20 protein-coding genes and 1 tRNA gene are annotated in these 19836 nt (G+C 66.5%); 14 read left to right on the top strand and 7 right to left on the bottom strand.

Annotated elements, in window-relative coordinates:
* Positions 1-26: 26 nt before the first annotated feature.
* Positions 27-1400, bottom strand: coding sequence for an NAD(P)/FAD-dependent oxidoreductase (locus tag NVV90_RS00175; protein WP_258439189.1), 1374 nt, complete (start codon positions 1398-1400; stop codon positions 27-29).
* Between the two features lie 137 nt (positions 1401-1537).
* Between NVV90_RS00175 and NVV90_RS00170 the strand changes: the two genes are divergently transcribed.
* Entirely contained in the window at positions 1538-2215 is a 678-nt protein-coding gene (locus tag NVV90_RS00170; RefSeq protein ID WP_258439187.1) for a TetR/AcrR family transcriptional regulator, read from the top strand.
* A 107-nt stretch (positions 2216-2322) separates the two neighbouring features.
* Here NVV90_RS00170 and NVV90_RS00165 read toward each other — a convergent pair.
* Positions 2323-2405, bottom strand: a tRNA-Leu gene (locus NVV90_RS00165).
* 343 nt (positions 2406-2748) lie between these two features.
* On the opposite strand from NVV90_RS00165, the gene NVV90_RS00160 reads away from it, so the two are divergent.
* From NVV90_RS00160 to pknB, 7 genes are read left to right on the top strand one after another with little or no spacing between them, the layout of a single operon-like run.
* Positions 2749-3507, top strand: coding sequence for a DUF3662 and FHA domain-containing protein (locus NVV90_RS00160; RefSeq protein ID WP_258439185.1), 759 nt, complete (start codon positions 2749-2751; stop codon positions 3505-3507).
* Positions 3504-3992: an FHA domain-containing protein gene (locus tag NVV90_RS00155; RefSeq protein ID WP_258439183.1), complete on the top strand. Its 489-nt coding sequence runs from the start codon at positions 3504-3506 to the stop codon at positions 3990-3992. The genes NVV90_RS00160 and NVV90_RS00155 overlap by 4 nt, the downstream gene beginning before the upstream one ends.
* Before the next feature lie 3 nt (positions 3993-3995).
* Complete coding sequence (locus NVV90_RS00150) at positions 3996-5669, top strand: PP2C family serine/threonine-protein phosphatase (RefSeq protein WP_258439181.1); 1674 nt, start codon at positions 3996-3998, stop codon at positions 5667-5669.
* A complete protein-coding gene (locus NVV90_RS00145; protein WP_258439180.1) occupies positions 5666-7111 on the top strand; it encodes an FtsW/RodA/SpoVE family cell cycle protein in 1446 nt (481 codons plus the stop codon). Before NVV90_RS00150 ends, NVV90_RS00145 begins: the two co-directional genes overlap by 4 nt.
* Positions 7108-8565, top strand: a complete 1458-nt coding sequence (locus tag NVV90_RS00140) for a penicillin-binding protein 2 (RefSeq protein WP_258439179.1) — start codon at positions 7108-7110, stop codon at positions 8563-8565. Before NVV90_RS00145 ends, NVV90_RS00140 begins: the two co-directional genes overlap by 4 nt.
* Positions 8562-10367: a protein kinase domain-containing protein gene (locus NVV90_RS00135; protein ID WP_258439178.1), complete on the top strand. Its 1806-nt coding sequence runs from the start codon at positions 8562-8564 to the stop codon at positions 10365-10367. The genes NVV90_RS00140 and NVV90_RS00135 overlap by 4 nt, the downstream gene beginning before the upstream one ends.
* 6 nt (positions 10368-10373) lie before the next feature.
* A complete protein-coding gene (gene pknB, locus NVV90_RS00130) occupies positions 10374-12287 on the top strand; it encodes a Stk1 family PASTA domain-containing Ser/Thr kinase (RefSeq protein ID WP_258439177.1) in 1914 nt (637 codons plus the stop codon).
* 70 nt (positions 12288-12357) lie between these two features.
* Here pknB and NVV90_RS00125 read toward each other — a convergent pair whose 3' ends face one another.
* Genes NVV90_RS00125 through NVV90_RS00115 form a run of 3 tightly spaced genes read right to left on the bottom strand, consistent with a single transcriptional unit; the run spans position 12358 to position 13961 of the window.
* Positions 12358-12999 (bottom strand): aminodeoxychorismate/anthranilate synthase component II, encoded by a 642-nt coding sequence (locus NVV90_RS00125; RefSeq protein WP_258439176.1) that lies wholly within the window; start codon positions 12997-12999, stop codon positions 12358-12360.
* Positions 12996-13166 (bottom strand): hypothetical protein, encoded by a 171-nt coding sequence (locus NVV90_RS00120; RefSeq protein ID WP_258439175.1) that lies wholly within the window; start codon positions 13164-13166, stop codon positions 12996-12998. The genes NVV90_RS00125 and NVV90_RS00120 overlap by 4 nt, the downstream gene beginning before the upstream one ends.
* Positions 13167-13169: 3 nt before the next feature.
* Positions 13170-13961, bottom strand: a complete 792-nt coding sequence (locus NVV90_RS00115) for a class E sortase (protein ID WP_258441254.1) — start codon at positions 13959-13961, stop codon at positions 13170-13172.
* Between the two features lie 207 nt (positions 13962-14168).
* Here NVV90_RS00115 and NVV90_RS00110 point away from each other — a divergent pair, with 207 nt between their 5' ends.
* From NVV90_RS00110 to NVV90_RS00085, 6 genes are read left to right on the top strand one after another with little or no spacing between them, the layout of a single operon-like run.
* Positions 14169-14420 carry a cell division protein CrgA gene (locus tag NVV90_RS00110; protein WP_207615778.1) on the top strand — a complete coding sequence of 84 codons (252 nt, stop codon included), beginning with the start codon at positions 14169-14171 and terminating at the stop codon, positions 14418-14420.
* Positions 14421-14464: 44 nt separating this feature from the next.
* The gene (locus NVV90_RS00105) at positions 14465-14974 is read left to right on the top strand and encodes a methylated-DNA--[protein]-cysteine S-methyltransferase (protein WP_258439174.1); all 510 of its coding nucleotides are present in this window, start codon (positions 14465-14467) and stop codon (positions 14972-14974) included.
* On the top strand, positions 14974-15471 hold the full coding sequence (locus NVV90_RS00100) for an RNA polymerase sigma factor (RefSeq protein WP_258439173.1): 498 nt from the start codon (positions 14974-14976) through the stop codon (positions 15469-15471). The genes NVV90_RS00105 and NVV90_RS00100 overlap by 1 nt, the downstream gene beginning before the upstream one ends.
* Positions 15468-16103 (top strand): methylated-DNA--[protein]-cysteine S-methyltransferase, encoded by a 636-nt coding sequence (locus NVV90_RS00095; RefSeq protein WP_258439172.1) that lies wholly within the window; start codon positions 15468-15470, stop codon positions 16101-16103. Before NVV90_RS00100 ends, NVV90_RS00095 begins: the two co-directional genes overlap by 4 nt.
* Positions 16104-16153: 50 nt before the next feature.
* Positions 16154-16801 carry an alpha-ketoglutarate-dependent dioxygenase AlkB gene (locus NVV90_RS00090; RefSeq protein WP_258441253.1) on the top strand — a complete coding sequence of 216 codons (648 nt, stop codon included), beginning with the start codon at positions 16154-16156 and terminating at the stop codon, positions 16799-16801.
* A 56-nt stretch (positions 16802-16857) separates the two neighbouring features.
* Positions 16858-17457, top strand: coding sequence for a DNA-3-methyladenine glycosylase I (locus tag NVV90_RS00085; RefSeq protein ID WP_258439171.1), 600 nt, complete (start codon positions 16858-16860; stop codon positions 17455-17457).
* 801 nt (positions 17458-18258) lie between these two features.
* Here NVV90_RS00085 and NVV90_RS00080 read toward each other — a convergent pair.
* Together NVV90_RS00080 and NVV90_RS00075 are read right to left on the bottom strand one after the other, a co-directional pair.
* Complete coding sequence (locus tag NVV90_RS00080) at positions 18259-19140, bottom strand: rhomboid family intramembrane serine protease (protein ID WP_258439170.1); 882 nt, start codon at positions 19138-19140, stop codon at positions 18259-18261.
* Between the two features lie 51 nt (positions 19141-19191).
* Positions 19192-19734 carry a peptidylprolyl isomerase gene (locus tag NVV90_RS00075; protein WP_207615771.1) on the bottom strand — a complete coding sequence of 181 codons (543 nt, stop codon included), beginning with the start codon at positions 19732-19734 and terminating at the stop codon, positions 19192-19194.
* Positions 19735-19836: the final 102 nt, after the last annotated feature.

The raw sequence follows: 19836 nt of genomic DNA, 5'->3' as shown, positions 1-19836 counted from the left end.
CGAGATCTCACCTATGAATGAATGGCCTACTTCCGGACGAGGGCCCGATCGTTGGCTGCCACGATCCGGGCGGCCGTCTTCTGGCCCATCCGGACCGCGCCGTCCACGTGCTGGTAGCCCTCGGCCGCGAGGTCGGAGGAGGACCAGTAGATCGGTCCCACGTTGGCGTGCTGGTCCTTGCCGTAGCGGTGCAGGCCGCCCAGGTCATAGCTGGAGGCGTAGGCGCCGCGGGTCCATTCCTCGGAACCCCAGTCGGATTCGTAGTAGACCTCGGCGTCCAGGGCCTTCTCGCCCAGGAAGCCGGCGATCGACTCGAGGATGGCCTTCTTGCGGTCCTCGGCACTGAGCTCGAACACGGCGTCGGCCTTTTCGTCGGACACGAAGCCCACCAGGGTGCCGCGGGTGTCGCCGTGGTTGGTGTTGTCGTAGACCTCCTGGACCAGCGCGCCGGCGCCGAAGCCCGTGCCGGACAGGCCTTCTTCGCGCCAGAACGGCGTGCCGTAGACGGCGTGCACCTTGATGACCAGGCCCAAGGACTGGTGCTGGTGCATCTGGTGCTGGCGGCGCGGCAGCGGCGGGTTGAACGAGACGCGGGAGTACAGGTTCGGCGGCACCGCCATGATGACGAAGCGCGCGTTGACCGTTGCCTGCTCGGACACCACAGTCACGTCGTTGCCGTCCCAGTTGATGGTGCGCACCGGGCTGTTAAGGACGACGTCGTCCCCGAGCTCTGCGGCGATCCGCAGGGAGACCTGCTGCATGCCGCCGATGACGCGCTTGTCCAGGATGAAGTCCTCGTCCGTCAGGTGGGAGAAGGAACCGGCGGAGGCGGCCATCAACACTGCCTGCAGGGCCGAGAAGGCGTGGGCCGGCTTGGTCAGCATGCCGCCGGCGATGAACAGGCCGATGTTGTTGCAGGCTTCCTCGTCGTCCGAGTTGGCGCGCAGCCAGTGGTGGAAGGAAATGGTGTCCAGCTCGCGGGCCTTGGGGTGAGCCCAGGGCTCGGTGGGGCCGATTTCGGCGGCAAGGCCGTCCAGGATGGCGATGAGCTTGTCCATCTCGGCCTTGGTGGTGTCGCTGACCGGGAAGGAGTCACCGGTGTAACGGGTGCGGGTGCCGTCCGCGCCGATGTAGACCGACTCACCGTCGCGGTAGCGCGAGTACATGTCCAGGCCCAGCTCGCCGAGCAGCTCCATGAGGGCCGTCTGGTCCGGCGAGACCCACTGGCCGCCGATTTCGAGCATGGCCCCGTCAATGGTGTCCGTCCAGGTGCGGCCGCCGACGCGTCCCCGCGCCTCCAGCACTGCAACGCTCAGTCCGGCCTTCTTCAGTTCACGTGCCGCCGTCAGCCCTGACGGTCCGGCACCGACGATCACAACGTCGCGATCAAGATTCTGCATGATGTCCTCTCCGTGGCCGTCCGTGGTGGCTGACCAATAAATGAATGCCATTCATTTATATCGATAATAGCTGCCTTGGGCGCGGCTGTGAAGAGCAATGGAATAATGCTGGAGACCCCGGCAGAGAAAGGCCAGCGATGCCCGCACCCACCCCGGCTTCCGGCGAGAGCAAGTCACGGCGGCGCGCCGGCAGGCCGATGGCCGCCATCCTGGACCACGCCGGCATCACCCTGGCAGCCCTGGAACTCATCAACAGGAAGGGCTACGACGGGCTCACCATGGCCGCGCTGGCCCGCAGCCTGGGCGTTGCCCCGTCGGCCCTGTACAACCACGTGGCCTCCAAGGACGATGTCCTGAGGCTGGTGGAAGAGGAAGTGATGTCCAAGGTGGACTTCAGCGGGTTCCGCACCCTCCCGTGGGAGGACGCCGTCCGCCAATGGGCCTATTCCTACCGCGGGATCTTCGCCAGGCACACCCCCCTGATCTCGGTCATCGCGGTGCTCCCCGTGACCGACGCCCCGCAAACCCTGAGCATGTACGAGGCCGTGACCGAAGGGTTCCTCCGCGCCGGCTTCCCGGAAGAGCGGATCATTCCGTGCATCGTGGCCCTTGAGGCCTACGTTTTCGGAGCCGCCTTCGACGCCACTGCCCCGGCCGACATCTTCGACTCCGGCCAATTGGCCGACTCCACGCCGCACTTCAGCTCGGCCGTCCGCAGCCTGGGAGGCGACAGCAAGAGCAACTACCCCTCCGACCTGGCGTTCAGCATGGGACTGGATGCCTTGATCGCGGGATTCGGCGCGCTGCGCGTCTAGGACGTCCCGCCCGGGGCGGGCCGGCTGCCCGCGGCTTAAACAGGGCCGGCTGCCCGCGGCTTAAACAAAAGAGCCCCGATCCTAAGACCGGGGCTCTTTCAATTGCGTGCGCGAGGGGGGATTTGAACCCCCACACCCTTTCGGATACTGGCACCTGAAGCCAGCGCGTCTGCCGTTCCGCCACTCGCGCGCAACTTCTTTCGAGGGAGCCTCACCAGGTTTCCCCGGCTTCGCTTCCTTCAAAAGCAGCGAGATCAAGCATAACGGACAATTACGGCAAAACACCAATCGGGCCCGGGAGGCCCCCGAAAACCGCGGATTCCCGCGGAAACGCCGTGCCCGGACACACCCGATCGGAGCGGCCGGCGTCGAACTTTTCCGGACCGCCGGGCGTTATGGATTAAGGCCTTTCGCAGTCATGCCCAGTAGTATCGGGATGAGGAAGGGCCTCCCGGCGCTCACTTCGGCGTGTGCGGGGGAACGGCCATCAAAGCAGGCACCGCACGTGCCGCGGCAAGGAAAGGAGAGGGACCATGGGATTGCTGGACAAAGTCGAGCGCGGCATCGAAAAGGCCGTCCGCAACGTCTTCTCCACGGGGTCGCGGGCGCGTGTTGAACCGGTGGAAATTGCGAGCAAGCTGCGCCGCGAACTGGACAACAAGTCCATGACCATCGCCGCCGGGCGCACCCTTGCCCCGAACGTCTTCGATGTCCTGCTCAGCGAGGAGGACTTCGGCCGGGCCCAGGAATGGGGAACGCCGCTGGCGGAAGAGCTTTGCGACGTGGTGATCCAGCATGTGCGCAGCCAGGGCTACACCCTCCAGGGACCCGTGCGGATTTCCTTCCGCCAGGAACCGAGCGAGCGTGCCGGGCACTTCGAAATCGCCTCGAGGACCGAAAAGTCCACGGGCGGTGCCGCGCCGGCCCCACAGGCCCCGCCGGCCCCGCGCGCCAACGTCCCCATGCCGCCCGCGCGCCAACCCGTCCGGCTCCAGCCAGTCCTGGACATTGCCGGGCAGCGTTACTCCCTCAACGCGCCCAGCGTGGTGCTGGGCCGCTCCTCCGAGGCCGACATCCTGGTGGACGATACCGGAGTCTCCCGCAAACACCTGGAAGTACGCACCCAGGGCGGCAGCGCCTGGGCGGTGGACCTCGGCTCCACTAACGGCAGCTACGTCAACGGCCACAAGGTGAACGGCAGCGTGGAACTCATGGACGGCTCCACGATCACCATGGGACGGACCAAGATCATCTTCCGCCTCATCCCGCTGAACACCGGTGGCAACGCATGAACGACATCAGCGAACTGACCATCACGGCGCTGCGGTTCGGATTCCTGCTGCTGCTGTGGATCCTGATCTTCAGCATCGTTTCCACGATGCGCCGCGACTTCATGATCGGCCGCAAGGCCGTGACCGGCACCCCGACCGCCCGCGAAATGCGCAAGCACCCGGAACTGGCCCGCGCGCCGCAGCCGGTCAAGCAGCACGCCCGCCAGCTCGTCGTCGTCGAGGGGCCCCTGAAGGGAACCACCCTGCCGCTGTCCGCCAGCCCCATCCTGCTGGGCCGCGCCCAGGAGGCCACCCTGATCCTGGAGGACGACTACGCCTCGGGCCGCCATGCCCGCCTGTTCCCGCAAGGCAGCCGCTGGTTCATTGAGGACCTCGGCTCCACCAACGGCACCTATCTGGCCGATCAGCAGCTCACCCGCGCCCTGCCGGTGGAGCTTGGAGTCCCCGTGAGAATCGGCAAGACGGTCATCGAATTGAGGCCGTAGTCCATGGCCTCCCCCGAGACCAGCGAGAAAAAGGAAACACCCGCGGAGCGCCCGTTGATCATGCGCTACGCGGCGCGCTCCGACGTGGGCCGCATCCGTTCCAAGAACGACGATTCCGCCTACGTGGGCCGCCACCTGGCCGTCGTGGCCGACGGCATGGGCGGCCACGCCGGCGGCGATGTCGCCTCGGCGTCCACCGTGCTGGACATGATCCACCTCGACCACAACGACTACGACGACGGCGCCGACACGGTCCTGGCGGACGAGATCCAGACCGCAAACTCGCTCCTGTCCGAGCTGGTGCACCTGAACCCGAAGCTTTCCGGCATGGGCACTACCGTCACGGCGTTGCTGCTTGAGGGGCGCAAGCTGCACTTCGCGCACATCGGCGATTCCCGGGCCTACCGGCTGCGCAACAAGGTGTTCGAGCAGATCAGCATCGACCACACCTTCGTCCAGCGCCTCATCGACGAAGGCCGGCTGCGCCCCGAGGAAGCCGAGTCCCACCCGCACAAGAACGTCCTCATGCGCGTGCTGGGCGACGTCGATGCCAGCCCCGAGCTGGACCTCGATGTCCTGGACGTGGAACCGGGTGAACGCTGGCTCCTCTGCTCCGATGGACTGAACTACGTGGCCGGCCACGTGGTGGAGCGCGTGGTCCGTGAAACCAAGGACCTGCGCGAATGCGCGAAACTGCTGGTGGACCTCACCCTTGAAGCCGGCGCCCCGGACAACGTCACCGTGGTGCTGCTGGAGATCGTCGAGCAAAACGACGACGACGTCAGCACGGCCGCCGTCGAGATCGTCACTCCCACGGCACTTGCCGCGGCTGACGCCCTCGCCGCCCAGGCGGCCGCTGCCACCAAGAAGGTGGCCCCTTCCGCCGCCCCGGATGCCCCCGGCAGCGGAGCGGGCGCTGCTGCGAAGGCCGCCGCGGAAGCTGCCGTACCGGCTGAAGGATCCGCCGACGGGTCCGGCAACGGTTCCGCCGCTGAACCGGCCACCACCACCGATCCACACCTCGGCGAACACCTCTCCGCCGCAGTTCTGCGCGAAGAGCTGGCGAGCCGCCCACACGAACTCGTGGGCGCTGCCGCAACCGCGGCAGAGACCGGCTCGATCCCCACGGTGGCAGGCCGCAGCGTGGCCCGCCGCGCCGCCACAGTGCTGACGCACAAGGCCGAGCAGGACCGGCAGGACGTTGCCGACACGGCCCCCCGGCGGAACCGTTGGCTCATGCCTGCCATCGCCGCCATCCTTGCCGTTGGCGTGGTGGCGGGGCTCTGGCTGGGCTACGCCTGGACCCAGACGCGGTACTACGTGGGCGAATCCGATCACAAGGTTGCCATCTTCAACGGCATCTCCCAGCGGCTTGGCCCCATCCAGCTGTCCCGGCTGGAGTCGGTGACGGAAATCAGCATGGATTCGCTGACCGAGTTCTCGCAGCAGAGCGTCCGCCAGACGGTACCTGCCAGGGACCTTGCCGACGCACAGCGCATCGTAAAGAACCTCCGGGACACCGGCACCACGCAGGAGTGCCCCAAGCCTTCACCTTCGGGCACGGCCTCGCCGACGGCCTCGCCCAGTGCGGCCATTCCGAGCACGGCGGCCATCGCGAGCTCGCCGCCCTCGCCCACATCAACGCCGGTTCCGGCTCCCTGCGAGGCGGCTAAATGATCCAGTCAGAAGCAGTCCCCAAGCCGCGCCGGAACATCGAGCTCCTCCTGCTCATCCTGGCCCTTGCCGTGGGCATCGGCGCCAGCGCCATGGTGGGCCTGACCTCCGCCGTGGCCTTTGACAGCGATTTCTGGTTCCAGTCGAGCCTGCTGGCCGTGGCAGCCTTTGCCTTCCACATCGTTCTCCGCCTCCGCGCAAAGTATGCCGATCCGGTAATACTTCCCATCGTGGTGGCCCTCAACGGCCTCGGCCTGGCGCTGATCCACCGGATGGACGGCCCCGCGGACGATACCGGCAACAACCAGCTCCGCTGGACCCTCATCGCGATGGCGGTGTCCATTGCGGTGATCTGGTTCCTGAAGGACCACCGCATCCTGCGCCGTTTCACGTTCATTTCACTGGCCGCCAGCGCCTTCCTGTTGATCCTCCCGCTGGTTCCGGGCATTTCCGCCGGCGAAATCCTGGGCGCCAGCGTCTGGATCCGGATCGGGCCCATGACCTTCCAGCCCGGCGAAATCGCCAAGATCACGCTCGCCATATTCTTTGCCGGGTATCTGTCCTCCAACCGGGACCTGATCCTGCTGGCCGGCCGCAAGATCGGCCCCATGCAGTTCCCGCGGTTCAAGGACCTCGGCCCCATGATCACGGCCTGGCTCGTGAGCATCGGCGTGCTGGTCTTCCAGCGCGACCTCGGTTCCTCGGTGCTGTTCTTCGGGCTCTTCATCGTCATGATCTACGTGGCCACCAGCCGCATCAGCTGGGTGGTGATCGGCCTTGGACTGATCCTTGGCGGCGGCTTCATTGCCTCCCGGATCTTCTCCCATGTGGCCTTCCGCATCGACAGCTGGATCAACGCGTTCACTCCCGAGGTCTTCGGCCGCTCCCCGGGCGGCAGCGGCCAGATCGTGCAGGGCCTCTTCGGCATGGCCGACGGCGGCCTGGTGGGCACGGGCCTGGGCCAGGGCCGGCCGGACCTGGTGCCGTTCGCCAACAGCGACATGATCATTGCCCTCATCGGTGAAGAGCTCGGCCTGATCGGCCTGTTCGCCGTGGTGATGCTCTACCTGCTCCTGTTCACCCGCGGATTCCGTGCTGCCCTGGGTACGCGGGATGCCTTCGGCAAGCTGCTTGCCTGTGGCCTGTCCTTCGCGATCGCGCTCCAGTGCTTCGTGGTGATCGGCGGCGTCACGCGCCTCATCCCCCTGACGGGCCTCACAACCCCGTTCCTCGCGGCAGGCGGTTCTTCGCTGCTGGCCAACTGGATCATCGTGGGCCTGCTGCTGATGATTTCGCACACGGCCCGCGGACCCGTGGACACCACCCCCATGGCGCCCGCCCCGGCCGCACCTGCAACGGCCGCTGCACCCGCAGCCGCCAACGCCGCCGCCGCCGCACCGAGGACCGCAAGCACCACCACCACGGAGGCGGTGAAGCACCAGTGAACCAGGCCATTCGAAGCTCCTGGCTGGCCGCCGTGGCCATGTTCGCCCTCATTTTCGGTGCCATCAGCTATGTGCAGGTCATCGGCGCGGACGAGCTCAATGCCAACCCGTGGAACCAGCGCGCCATCCTGGCCAGTTTCTGCAACGACCGCGGCGCCATCATCGTGGCCGGGAAACCGATCGCCGAGTCTGCCCCGGGCACGGAGACCTGCCAGTTCCAGCGCAAGTACACCCAGCCGGAGCTCTATGCGGGAATCACCGGCTTTTTCTCAAGGGGCTATGGCTCCACCGGCCTGGAGCTTTCCCTGCAGGACCAGCTCGGCGGAAACTCGGACCAGCTGTTCCTGGACCGCATGAGTCAGATGTTCCTCGGCAAGGAGCCCAAGGGCGCCTCGGTGGAACTGACCCTCGATCCGGAACTGCAGAAACTTGCCTACGACCTCATTCCGGACGGCCAACGCGGCTCCATCGTGGTCACCAACCCGAAGACCGGCGCCATCCTGGCCATGGTTTCCAAGCCGTCATACGATCCCAACCTGATCGCCACCCATGACGCAGCGGCCTCGGAAGCCAATTACCAGAAACTCAACCAGATTCCCGGCATCAACCTGAACCAGAGTGTCAGTGGCCCCACGGGCAACCTGCTCGCGCCCGGTTCGGTGTTCAAGCTCGTGGACACGGCAGCGGCACTCAACTCCGGCAAGTACAACAAGGACAGCCAGCTGCCCAATCCGAGCAGCCTGCCGCTGCCCGGCTCCAACGCCGTGCTGCCCAACTACGCCGGCGGCAACTGCAATGTCCGCGAGACGGCAGACTTCGCGTTCGCCCTGGAACAGTCCTGCAACACCCCGTTCGCCAGCATTGCGCTGGACCTCGGGCAGCAAGCCATCGCGGACCAGGCCAAGAAGTTCGGCTTCGGCGAGACCTTCGGCGATCAGCTCAAGCTGGGGCAGGCGGAGAGCGTCTTCCCCGCCGACCTGGACCAGGCAGAACTGGCCCAGTCCGCCGTCGGGCAGCGCGACGTCAAGGCAACGCCCCTGCAGATCGGCATGATGACCGCCGCCATCGCCAACGGCGGGGTGCAGATGAAACCGAACCTCATCAAGACCGTGCGTGCCCCCGATCTGCGCGTCATCAGCGAGGCCAAGCCCGAGGTCCTGCGGACCTCCACCAGCACCTCCATTGCTGCCCAGATCACGCAGTGGATGACCGGCGCGGTGTCCAAAGGCATCGCCTCAGGCGCCGCGATTCCCGGAGTGCAGGTGGCCGGCAAGACCGGCACCGCGCAGCTGGGGGATTCAGGCCTGAACAACTCATGGTTTACCGGGTTTGCCCCGGCCAACGACCCGCAGGTGGCCGTCACCATCGTCATTGAAGGCGTAGACGTGATCACCGGCGCAAAGCTAACCAGTCCGAACGCGAAGAAGATTTTTGAGGCGGTGTTGAACAAGTGAGACCTACTTCAGGAATCACCCTCGGCGGCAGGTTCCAGCTGACCAGTCGTATTGCGATTGGCGGCATGGGCGAAGTCTGGAAGGCCAAGGACCAGATCCTGGGCCGGATTGTCGCCATTAAGGTGCTCAAAGAGGAATATACGGGCGATCCCGGCTTCCTCCAGCGCTTCCGGGCCGAGGCCCGCCACACTGCGCTCCTGAACCACGTGGGCATCGCCAACGTCTTCGACTATGGCGAGGAAGACGGTTCCGCGTACCTGGTCATGGAGCTCGTGCCGGGCGCCCCGCTGAGCGGCATCCTGGAGCGCGAGCAGGTCCTGTCCCCGGACCGGACCATGTCCATCATCGCGCAGACAGCCCGGGCCCTGGCCATCGCGCACGCGCAGGGCCTGGTGCACCGTGACGTGAAGCCGGGCAACCTGCTGATCACGCCGGACAACCGGGTCAAGGTCACGGACTTCGGCATCGCCCGCCTGGCCGACCAGGTCCCGCTGACGCAGACCGGTCAGGTCATGGGCACCGCCCAGTACCTGGCCCCCGAACAGGCCACGGGGCAGACGGCCACGGGCTCCTCGGACATATATTCCCTGGGCGTTATCGGTTACGAGTGCCTCACGGGCCACCGCCCGTTCTCCGGCGAATCGCAGATCGCGATCGCCCTGGCACAGGTCAACGACGCTCCGCCGCCGCTGCCCGAAACCCTGCCGAAGCCGGTGCGGGCCCTTCTGATGTCCATGCTCGCCAAGGACCCCAAGAACCGTCCTGCCAACGCCATCGTGCTGGCCGAGGCGGCCGAAGCCATCCGCAACGGCGACATCGCCGCGGCCCACGCCGCGGTGCCCGGCATGCTGCTGTACGAGGCAGCCACCGGCCCCATCACCGCCCCGGTGGACACCCCGACGGCGCCCACCGGCGTCGTCAGCTCCCCGTACGGCAGGGAGCAGGGGGCGACGGCGACCTCCGCCTTGCCCGTGATCGGCGCCGCCGGTGCGGGCGCGGCCGCAGGTGCCGGTGCCGGTGCCGGTTCAGCCCTGTCCCGCGCCAACGCCATGGCCGCCGAGCGCAGCTGGAGCGACGACGAAACCGGCCATTACGACGACGATGACAACTTCGAGCCGGAGCCCGAGCGCAAGAAGCGCAGCCCGTGGACGTGGCCGCTGGTCGCCCTGATCCTGCTGGTCCTCTTCGTGCTGGTGGGCTTCCTGATCTCACAGTCAGGCGTCTTCGGACCGCAGGGCACCTCCAGCTCCTCGGCGCCGCCCAGCACCCAGAGCAGCGCCAGCCCCACGAAATCCTCGGCCAGCCCCACACAGTCCTCGCCGAGCCCCTCCGCGACGCCCAGCCAGTCGACCGCCGCAAAGATCAACCTGATCCCGGCTTCCTACCTGGGTCAGCAGTATGACGCTGTCCGCAGCGAACTCATTGGCCTGAAGCTTCAGGTGAAGGGCGTGGAAGTCTTCAACAGCGCACCCGTGGGCACCGTGACGGATATCGATCCGTCAGGACTCGTCGACGAGGGCACACCGATCACGGTCACCTACTCCAAGGGACCGGAAATGGTGTCGGTTCCGGCCATCGGCCAAGGCGCCACTGAGGCCCAGGTCAAGGCTGCCATCGAGGGCGCCAACCTTCGCTGGGTGGCGGGCGCCCCGGTCAACGGCGCCATCGGCCAGGCACCGAATACCTTCGTGAGTTCGGATCCTGTAGCAGGCACCAAGCTGGCCGCCGGCTCCGTGGTGACCTACCACCTCTCCAAGCCGCTGGTGCCGTCCAACGGCCCCAGCACCAGCCCGGGCAACTAGGAAGCCATGTCCACGCCACGCCCCAGCCCAGCGCACAGGGAGGACCGCTCCCCGGCGAAGCCGCAGCATGTCCTCAATGGCCGCTACGAACTTGGCGAGCTGATCGGGCGTGGCGGCATGGCGGACGTCCACCGTGGCGTGGACACCCTCCTGGGGCGGACCGTCGCGGTCAAGATCCTGCGCGCGGACCTTGCCCGCGACCCGCAGTTCCAGGCACGGTTCAAACGGGAGGCCCAGGCCGTCGCGGCGCTGAACCACCCATCCATCGTGGCGATCTACGACACCGGCGAGTTCGAGGTGCCGGGCGACTCCGGCGAGAGCGTTCCGGTGCCATACATCGTGATGGAGTTTGTTTCCGGGCGGACGCTGCGCGACATGGTCAAGGCCAAGGAACTGACCATCGCGGACTCCGTCAACTTCACCCTCGGCGTGTTGTCGGCCCTGGAATACAGCCACAAGGCCGGCATCGTGCACCGGGACATCAAGCCGGCCAACGTGATGGTGTGCGGGAACACGGACGGCGTGAAGGTCATGGATTTCGGCATTGCCCGTGCCATGGCGGATTCCTCGGCCACCATGACGCAGACCCAGGCAGTGGTGGGCACGGCCCAGTACCTGTCGCCCGAGCAGGCCCGCGGCGAGACCGTCGATGCCCGCAGCGACCTGTACTCCGCCGGATGCCTGCTGTATGAAACCCTGACCGGCCGGCCGCCGTTCCTGGGCGACAGCCCCGTCTCGGTCGCCTACCAGCATGTCCGCGAGATCCCGGAACCGGCCAGCACCTTCAACCCCGAGGTGTCCGAGGCACTGGACAGCGTCCTGGCGAAGGCCCTGCAGAAGAACCGCGCGGACCGCTTCCAGGATGCCGCCGCCTTCCGACGCGCCCTGCGGGCGGCGAGCAACGGCATAGCCGTGCCGGAACCCGCCGCCGCCGAGGCGCCCACGGACCCCACCGACGTCGTCCCTTCCACCGGCTTTGACGGCACCCCCGCAGGATTCCTGGCCTCGCCGCTGCGCGAGGCCGGAGCCGACTCCGGGGACACCGCGGAGGACACCCTGATGGCGATGCACGCCGTGGACGACTTCGCCGAGGAGGAAGCACTGCCCCTCGGACTGCCGCCCGAACGCGAGCGGAGCAAGGCCCAAAAGCGCCGGCGCCGGGCATGGGCAGCCACGCTGGTGATCTTCACGCTCCTGGTGCTGGCCGGCGGCGGATTCTGGATCTACAGCACCGTGAATTTCAAGGCACCGCCGCCGCCGCAGTCCGCTGTGCCTTCGGTGAGCGGCATGAGCGAAGCGCAGGCCATCCAGGAAATCTACAACGCCAAGCTGGTCCCCAAAACGAACGGGCTCCCGCACGACAAGATCAGCAAGGGCACGGCGATCGGCACCATCCCTGACGCCGGGACGTCCTTGGAACAGAACTCCGAGGTGGTCCTGAACATCTCGAACGGCCCCAGTTCGGTGACCATCCCGCAGGACATCCTCGGAAAGACCGAATCCTCGGCCCGCGACGCCCTGCGGCAGATGGGCATGACCGGCGTGATCTCGGCCAAAATCACCAACAGCGCCAGCGTTCCCAGCGGCCTGGTCATCAACACCAGCCCGTCCCCCGGAGCCGCGGTCTCGGTCGGAGCAGAGGTGGAGCTCCTCATTTCCTCGGGCAAGGTGGCCGTTCCCGAGCTCAGGAACCTGCCCAAGGACGACGCGGACGCGCTGCTGAAGGCTAACGGCCTGGCAATGTCGGTCGTCGAGCAGGAAAACGCCATCGTGGCGCCCGGCACCGTCACGCACCAGAGCGACCCGGCGGACAGCCTGGTGGAACAGGGCAAGACCATCACGGTGACCGTGGCCAAGGCCCCGGCGCCCACTCCGACGCCGACGCCCACCGCTACGGAAACCAAGCCCGCCAAACCTTAGCCGGGTGCGCGGGCCGGGTAGGGCCCACGGCCCGCCGCGCCCGGGGGCCGTGCGGACCCGAGCCCGCCAGTCAGTGCTGGATCAGCGGGCTCAGCTTCGAGGCGCGCTCCGCGGCGCCTGCCATGCCAAGCGACTCTAGCCAGTTGCCGAGCATCTGGTAGCCGCCCTCGGTGAGCACGGACTCCGGGTGGAACTGCACACCGCACAGCGGTGCCGTCCGGTGCTGCAGGCCCATGATCACCCCGCTGGCCGTTTCCGCGGTAATTTCCAGGACGTCGGGGATGGATTCCCGGACGGCGGCCAGTGAGTGGTAGCGGGTGGCCGTGACGGGGGAGGGCAGCCCCGCGAAGACGCTCTTTCCCTCGTGCAGCACGGGCGAGGTCTTGCCGTGCATGAGCTCCGGGGCATGCGTCACCACGCCGCCGTAGGCCTCCGCGAGGGCCTGGTGGCCCAGGCAGACGCCGAACATCGGCTTGTTGTTGTCGCCGCACCACTTGATCAGCTCGATGCAGACGCCTGCCTCGGCAGGTGTGCCCGGGCCGGGCGAGACCAGGATGCCGTCGCGTGCCGCGGCCAGTTCGGTGGCCTCGGCGAGGGTCACGTCGTCATTGCGGACCACGGTGGTTTCGGCGCCGAGTTCCTGGAGGTAGCCGACAAGGGTGTAGACGAAGCTGTCGTAGTTGTCCACGACGAGGATTTTTGTTGTGCTCATGGCTGCTGCGCTGAACCAATCGTTGAGTCGGTGAGGGTGGTGAACTGTGAAAACCAGGGGAACAGGAACTGGACCATGAGCACCAGGGCGCCGGCCAGCAGCACCAAAGAAGTCAGGATCCGCACCCACAGGGGTCCCGGCAAGTGGCGGAAAATCCATCCGTACATTGCTTATCCCTTTCCGTGGGCCTGGGCGACTTGTGGGGCGATCTCCGACGGCGGCCCGGCGGAGACCGGCTGCCAGCCTTCCAGGAGGGAGTAGGCGATGATCCGTTCCTGGGCGCCGAAGCGGGGATTGCAGCTGGTCATGGTGAGGAAGCTTTCAGTGGGATCCGCGCCGGGCTGTGTCGGAACCGGGAGCAGCACGTCCGTCCGCTCCGGCATGACGATCTGGTTGTTCCGGAAAACGTACGTGTAGTAGCCGTCCGTGGTCTGGATGTAGATCCGGTCGCCGGGCACCAGGAGGTGGATGTTGTCCAGCACGGCACCGTGCGTCTGCCGGTGGCCGGCAACGGCAAAGTTTCCGGGTGCGCCCGGCATGGTGGTGTTGGCGTAGTGGCCCAGCCCGAGCGTGTCCAGGATGTCGCTGCTGGTGCCCTCGATGATGGGGCGCGTGTAGTCGGGGCCGAAGCGCGGGATGTACATGATGCCGATCATGCCGCCGTGTCCGGGGGCCTCCGCCACCGCGGGAGGGCCGTAGTTGACCGGCGCGGCCGAGGACGACGGCGGTGCCACGGGTGCCAGCGGGCCGTCGAAGTCCTGCGCAAAGCTCTTGATCGCCTCGCTCTGCTTGGCATCGGCTTCCACGTTGGTCCACCACAGTTCCCAGGCCACGAACAGCAGCAGGACGACGCCGGCGGTCACCAGCAGTTCGCCGAGGATCTCCGCGATCTTGCGGACCACGTCGCCTGCTGTGATGCGCCGCTTGGGCAGCGATGCCGGAGTTCCGCCGCCGGTGGTCATGACAGCGGATCCGTCCGTCTGCTGCTGAGCCACAGGGTCTCCTCTTCACAGGCGCGGGAGGCGCTGGCGGTGCCTGACTTCCGGCTAGACTTGGCAGCTAGTAAGAACCCAGAATTACCGCGCGCATTGAACCGCTGGAATTTTCCTTCCTGCAGGATATCAAGGGTGCGCGCGTGTGCATTTTGTTCAGCCAGCCAAGGAGGATCCGTGCCCGAGTCCAAGCCACGCAAGAGGCCTGCCCGCCAGGCCCAGCAGACGTCGGCGGCGCAGAACACGCCGAACCCCGTCTGGTACAAGGCTGTCATGTTCGGACTCATGATCGTCGGCCTGATCTGGATCATCACGTTCTACATCAGTGAAGGTCTCTTCCCGGTGCGCGATTGGGGTTCCTGGAACATCGTGGCAGGCTTCGGCATCGCGATCGTGGGCTTCCTCATGACCACGCGCTGGCGCTCCTAGCGGCCCCCACCTCACATTTCCGCCGCCCGGACCGTCTACAGGACATGAGCACCAGGCACACCATCATTGATTCGCCGCTGGGACAGCTGACCCTGGTTGCCGACGGCGAGGTCCTGAAGGGCATCTTCTTCAAGGGGCACTGGCATATGCCGCCACCGGAATACTTCGGCGCCGCCGTTCCTGCCGAAGATCCTGTCTTTGCCCGTGCCGCGGCGGAGCTGGCCGAATACTTCCGCGGCGAACGCACGGGCTTCGATTTCCCGTACAAGGCCAGCGGAAATCCGTTCCAGGAGAAGGTCTGGGCCCGCCTGGACCTCATTCCCTTCGGGGAGACCGTCAGCTACGGCGAAATAGCCGCCGAACTCGGCGACCCCAATCTGGCCCAGGCTGTCGGTTCGGCCGTCGGCCGGAACCCGCTGAGCATCGTGGTCCCCTGCCACCGGGTGGTGGGACGGGACGGCAGCCTCACCGGCTACGCGGGCGGCCTGGAGAACAAGCGGTTCCTGCTCGAGCTCGAGGAACCCGCGGCCGTGAAGGAAAGCAAGCTCTTCTGATGGAGCCCAGGAAGCCGTTCGAAGCCATTGTCCAGGAGCACGGCCCCACCGTGCTGCGGGTGTGCCGGGCGGTGCTCGGCCCCCATGATGCCGAGGACGGCTGGTCCGAGACCTTCCTGTCCGCGCTGCAGGCCTACCCGGAGCTGCCGGCCGGTGCCAATGTGGAGGCCTGGCTGGTCACCATCGCGCACCGCAAGGCCATCGACCTCATCCGTTCCCGCAACCGGCGTGCCGTGCCGGTCGAGGAACCGCCGGAGCAGCATTCCCGGCTGGGCATCCCGGGTGACGGGCAAGCGGAACTGCTCGACGCCGTCGGGCAGCTGCCGCCCAAGCAGCGCCAGGCGGTGGCGTACCACTACCTGGCCGGGCTGCCCTACAAGGACATCGCCGCCATCCTTGGCGGCACCCCCGAGGCCGCCCGACGGGCCGCCGCAGACGGCGTGAAGGCGCTGCGCACCGTCCTCGCGGCACCGCTTTCGACAGGAGTGACCCCATGAGCATCGACACGGAATTCACGGAGACGGACGCCGCCACGCTCTTCGCCCCCCTGACCGCCGCCTCCACGGACACCGCGGCCCTGGACCGCCTGCACCAGCGCCTCGCCGCGGACGCACGGGACATCGGCGCCCTGGACATCGCGTACCGGGTGGTGGAGTCACCGCTGGGCAAGTTGCTGCTCGCCGCAACTGAACAGGGAATCGTGCGCGTCGCCTTCGCCCGGGAGGACCACGACGCCGTGCTGCAACTGCTCGCCGAAAAGATCAGTCCGCGGATCTTGCGCGTTCCCGCCCGGCTTGATGGCGCGGCGCGGGAGCTGGACGAATACTTCGCAGGCACCCGCCGGGAGTTCGACCTTCCCCTGGACTTCCGGCTCTCCCGCGGTTTCCGGCTCAGCGTGCTGCAGCACCTGCCGCACATCGCCTACGGGCACACGGAAAGCTACGCCGCGGTGGCCCAGGCGGCAGGCAGCCCCCGCGCGGTGCGCGCGGTCGGCACGGCCTGCGCCACCAACCCGCTCCCGCTGATCGTCCCGTGCCACCGGGTGGTGAAATCGGACGGCTCCTTCGGCGGCTACCTGGGCGGGACCGAGGCCAAGCGCGCCCTCCTCTCGCTCGAGGCCGCCGCATGAGTGCCGGCGAAACCCCGCCGCTGTTTCCGCTCTCGCTGGTCCAGGACGGAATGCCCGACGCCGGTCCCCGGGTCATCGCTCCGGGTGCGGTGCACGTGCCGGGCTGGCTGAGCCCGGAGCAGCAACGCTGGATCGTGGCCCGTTTCCACGAATGGGCCGAAGGTCCCGTTCCCCTGCGGGCCGCCGCCCTGCCGGGCGGCCACCGGATGTCCGTGCGCACCGTGTGCCTTGGCTGGCACTGGCAGCCGTACAAGTACACCCGCGACGCCGGCGACGTGAACGGCCTGCGGGTGCTCGACTTCCCGGAGTGGATGGTGCGTCTGGGCCGGAAGGCGCTGGCCGAGGCCTACGGCGAGGGATATGACACTGCCGCCTACACCCCGGACACGGCCCTGGTGAACTTCTACGACGACGCGGCCACCATGGGCATGCACCAGGACAAGGACGAGCGCTCCAGCGCCCCTGTGGTCTCCCTGAGCATCGGTGACGGCTGCGTCTTCCGTTTCGGCAACACGGAGACCCGCACCAAGCCGTACACCGACGTCGAGCTCGGATCGGGCGACTTGTTCGTGTTCGGCGGGCCCTCCCGTTTCGCGTACCACGGCATCCCCAGGGTGCGCCCCGGTACGGCACCCCAGGACTGCGGGCTGGAGCACGGCCGGATCAACATCACCATGCGCGTCACGGGAATGTCGTAGCCGGCAGGCACACTGGTCACCACAAGGGATTTGTCCCAACTGCAGAAGGAGCGCGCATGACCCCGGAGAACGGCACCATCCTCGGCGACGACGGCCTGGCCCGCCCGGCATGGGCGTCTGTGGATCCGCTCCTGCGCGAGTACTACGACCATGAATGGGGCATGCCGGTCCGCGACGAGCAGGGCATGTACGAGCGCATCAGCCTCGAAGGCTTCCAGGCAGGACTGTCCTGGGCCACTATCCTGCGCAAGCGCCCCGGCTTCCGGGCGGCCTTCCTGGACTTCCACCCGGAGAGTGTCGCTGCCTTCACCGAGGACGACGTCGAACGGCTCATGCTGGATGCCGGCATCGTGCGGAACCGGCTCAAGATCCGGGCCACCATCACCAATGCCAAGGCAACCATCGCCCTGCGCGAAGAGGGCGGCCTGGTGGACTTCGTCTGGTCGTTCCGCCCGGAGACCACGCCGGAGCCGCGGACCCTCGGCGAGGTTCCCACGCAGTCACCGGAATCCGTGGCCCTCTCCAAGGCGCTGCGCAAGAAGGGTTTCGCCTTCGTCGGGCCCACCACCATGTACGCGCTGATGGAGGCCGTGGGGATCATCGACACGCACCTGGTGGACAGCCACCGCCGGGGAAGCTCGGGCGTCTGGGCCTGAGCGGCGTTTGGAGCTGGGTGGGGTTTGGGCTGTGCACGGTTTGGGCCTGCGCAGGGCCGGGATCTCCACAGCTGCTGTCCACAGAAGTGCGTAACTTTATCCACAGGCGTGGATAACTCGTGTGGACATCCACGCATTCCTGGGGAAAAGAACCGGCATTGCGGGAGTTTCCATCACCTCCACCCCGTCAGAGGAGTTATGCCCAATGTGAACAACGCTGTGGATAGTGTCTGCGGCTTCATGGATTGTTCACCCCGGACGGATTGAATTCTTCATCCAGCGGCCGCTGCTTGCGTGCCCGCGCGAGGCGCTCGGGGTGCAGCCGGGGAGGCAAGCGGTGTTACCCACTTAACAACAAGCCACTACCCACAAGTTATCCACAGATGGGGACAAACATCCGGCTGAACGATGACAATCCGCCCCAGTACTGGGATCCGGGGCCCTTCGCAAGACTCAAACTACAGCCATGGAAGTTATTAACATTGTTGATAACCCTGTTGATAGCAGCCTGTTCCACCCCGAGTCGCCGACGTTGTCCACAGCAGTCCCGCCAAACCCGCGGTTGTCCACAAAAACAGGAGGCTGTGGGCGAAAGTTATCCACAGCTGTGGACTCTGGCTCAGGGAAAAGCGGCTGTGCGGGCTAACTTAGGCTCCTTGCGGGGCGGCGGCGCCAGAACTACAACCATGTAAGTTACGCACAGTGTGGATAACGGCTGTGGAAAACTTCCGGGCAGCACTGAACGGCCGCGTGCAGAGGTGCAGGCGGAGATACAAGCAGGGGATGCGGGGGTGAGGAGAACTAGCCCGTCGTGACGCGGATCCAGGCGGCCAGGGCCAGCAGGACGAGCACCAGGACCAGCCCGGCGGCCTGCAGCAGGCTGCGGTTCTTGCCCCGCGGGGCGTAGGCGATGACCGCGGCGCTCAGCGCACCAGTCACCAGGCCGCCCAAGTGGGCCTGCCAGGCGATGCTGGGCACCATGAATCCGATCACGCCGTTGATGGCGATCAGGATCCAGAGCTGCCTGGTGTCGCCACCGCGGTGCCGCTGGACCACCAGCATGGCGCCAAACAGGCCAAAGATGGCTCCCGAGGCACCCACTACCGGACTGGTCGGGTGGCCGGGCGCAAACAAGGGGGTGAGCAGCAGGAAGCCCACGGATCCACCGATGGCGGAAAGAACATAGACCGCAAGGAACCGCAAGCGGCCCAGGATCGGTTCAAGGGCCTGCCCGAAGATCCAGAGCGTGTACATGTTGAGCACGATGTGGAGCAGGAAACCCTGGGAGTGCAGGAAGGCGGCAGTCAGCATCCGCCATGGTTCGAACTGACCAACGTCTGGCTGGACATATCCGGCGGCAAAGGCAAACTGATCAGCCAGAACGTCGCCCGGGACCAGCCACTGCAGCACGTAGACCACAACGCAAAGCGCGATAATCAGGTACGTCGCCAAGGGCCGGCCAGCGGCCAAGGTGCCGCCGTAGACGGACTGGACGCCTGGCGTCGTGCGTTTTGTTTCATTGACGCAGTCAATGCATTGGAACCCGACGGCGGCCGCCCGCTGGCATTCGGGGCACGCAGGGCGCCCGCAGCGCTGGCACCGGACATAGGAAGGCCTGTCCGGGTGCCGGGGACACACCGGGATGTCTGCGGACGGCTCTGCCGCCGGGATTCCGTAACTCATTTGCTCAGTTCTCTTAGTTGGCAGCCGGCCAGTGGCGCCGGCCTGCTGTGACTAGAGCTGTACGACGTCGATGCTGTTGATGACGACGTCTTCAACAGGGCGGTCGCCCATGCCGGTGCGGACGGCTTCGATGGCGTCGACAACCTTGCGGGACTCTTCATCCACAACCTCGCCGAAGATGCTGTGCTTGCCGAACAGCCAGTCGGTGTTGACGGTGGTGATGAAGAACTGCGAGCCGTTGGTGCCCTTGCCCATCTGGATGCCGGCGTTGGCCATGGCCAGCTTGTAGGGGGAGTTGAAGTTCAGTTCCGGGTGGATTTCGTCGTCGAACTTGTAGCCCGGTCCGCCCACGCCGCGGCCCAGCGGATCGCCGGCCTGGATCATGAAGTCCTTGATGATGCGGTGGAAGATGGTGCCGTTGTACAGCGGGGTACCGGTCTTGTCTTCGCCGGTTTCCGGGTGCGTCCAGGACTTTTCGCCCGTGGCCAGGCCGACGAAGTTGGCGACCGTCTTGGGGGCGTGGTTGCCGAAGAGGTCAACCACGATGTCGCCGAGGTTCGTGTGGATGGTTGCTTTTGCTGTTGCGATGGTCATAGCCACATTCTTTCATGCAGGGTCAACGCCAAAGGAGCCGTGGGGGCGGTTCCGCGCTCGGTGAAATCTCCCGACAATCCTTCAGATGAATGGCCCGTGCGG

Source organism: Arthrobacter sp. CJ23 (genome assembly GCF_024741795.1).
Classification (GTDB): domain Bacteria; phylum Actinomycetota; class Actinomycetes; order Actinomycetales; family Micrococcaceae; genus Arthrobacter.
Note: the sequence above shows the minus strand (reverse complement) of the source record. Positions and strands in the feature narration are given on the sequence as shown.

Excerpts from the sequence above, each read along its gene's own strand:
- NVV90_RS00100 (WP_258439173.1), top strand. The coding sequence starts at position 14,974 with ATGGAGCCCAGGAAGCCGTTCGAAGCCATTGTCCAGGAGCACGGCCCC.
- NVV90_RS00145 (WP_258439180.1), top strand. The coding sequence starts at position 5,666 with ATGATCCAGTCAGAAGCAGTCCCCAAGCCGCGCCGGAACATCGAGCTC.
- NVV90_RS00170 (WP_258439187.1), top strand. The coding sequence starts at position 1,538 with ATGCCCGCACCCACCCCGGCTTCCGGCGAGAGCAAGTCACGGCGGCGC.
- NVV90_RS00105 (WP_258439174.1), top strand. The coding sequence starts at position 14,465 with ATGAGCACCAGGCACACCATCATTGATTCGCCGCTGGGACAGCTGACC.
- pknB (WP_258439177.1), top strand. The coding sequence starts at position 10,374 with ATGTCCACGCCACGCCCCAGCCCAGCGCACAGGGAGGACCGCTCCCCG.
- NVV90_RS00115 (WP_258441254.1), bottom strand. The coding sequence starts at position 13,961 with ATGACCACCGGCGGCGGAACTCCGGCATCGCTGCCCAAGCGGCGCATC.
- NVV90_RS00150 (WP_258439181.1), top strand. The coding sequence starts at position 3,996 with ATGGCCTCCCCCGAGACCAGCGAGAAAAAGGAAACACCCGCGGAGCGC.
- NVV90_RS00175 (WP_258439189.1), bottom strand. The coding sequence starts at position 1,400 with ATGCAGAATCTTGATCGCGACGTTGTGATCGTCGGTGCCGGACCGTCA.
- NVV90_RS00120 (WP_258439175.1), bottom strand. The coding sequence starts at position 13,166 with ATGTACGGATGGATTTTCCGCCACTTGCCGGGACCCCTGTGGGTGCGG.
- NVV90_RS00160 (WP_258439185.1), top strand. The coding sequence starts at position 2,749 with ATGGGATTGCTGGACAAAGTCGAGCGCGGCATCGAAAAGGCCGTCCGC.
- NVV90_RS00075 (WP_207615771.1), bottom strand. The coding sequence starts at position 19,734 with ATGACCATCGCAACAGCAAAAGCAACCATCCACACGAACCTCGGCGAC.
- NVV90_RS00125 (WP_258439176.1), bottom strand. The coding sequence starts at position 12,999 with ATGAGCACAACAAAAATCCTCGTCGTGGACAACTACGACAGCTTCGTC.
- NVV90_RS00155 (WP_258439183.1), top strand. The coding sequence starts at position 3,504 with ATGAACGACATCAGCGAACTGACCATCACGGCGCTGCGGTTCGGATTC.
- NVV90_RS00095 (WP_258439172.1), top strand. The coding sequence starts at position 15,468 with ATGAGCATCGACACGGAATTCACGGAGACGGACGCCGCCACGCTCTTC.
- NVV90_RS00090 (WP_258441253.1), top strand. The coding sequence starts at position 16,154 with ATGCCCGACGCCGGTCCCCGGGTCATCGCTCCGGGTGCGGTGCACGTG.
- NVV90_RS00080 (WP_258439170.1), bottom strand. The coding sequence starts at position 19,140 with ATGAGTTACGGAATCCCGGCGGCAGAGCCGTCCGCAGACATCCCGGTG.
- NVV90_RS00085 (WP_258439171.1), top strand. The coding sequence starts at position 16,858 with ATGACCCCGGAGAACGGCACCATCCTCGGCGACGACGGCCTGGCCCGC.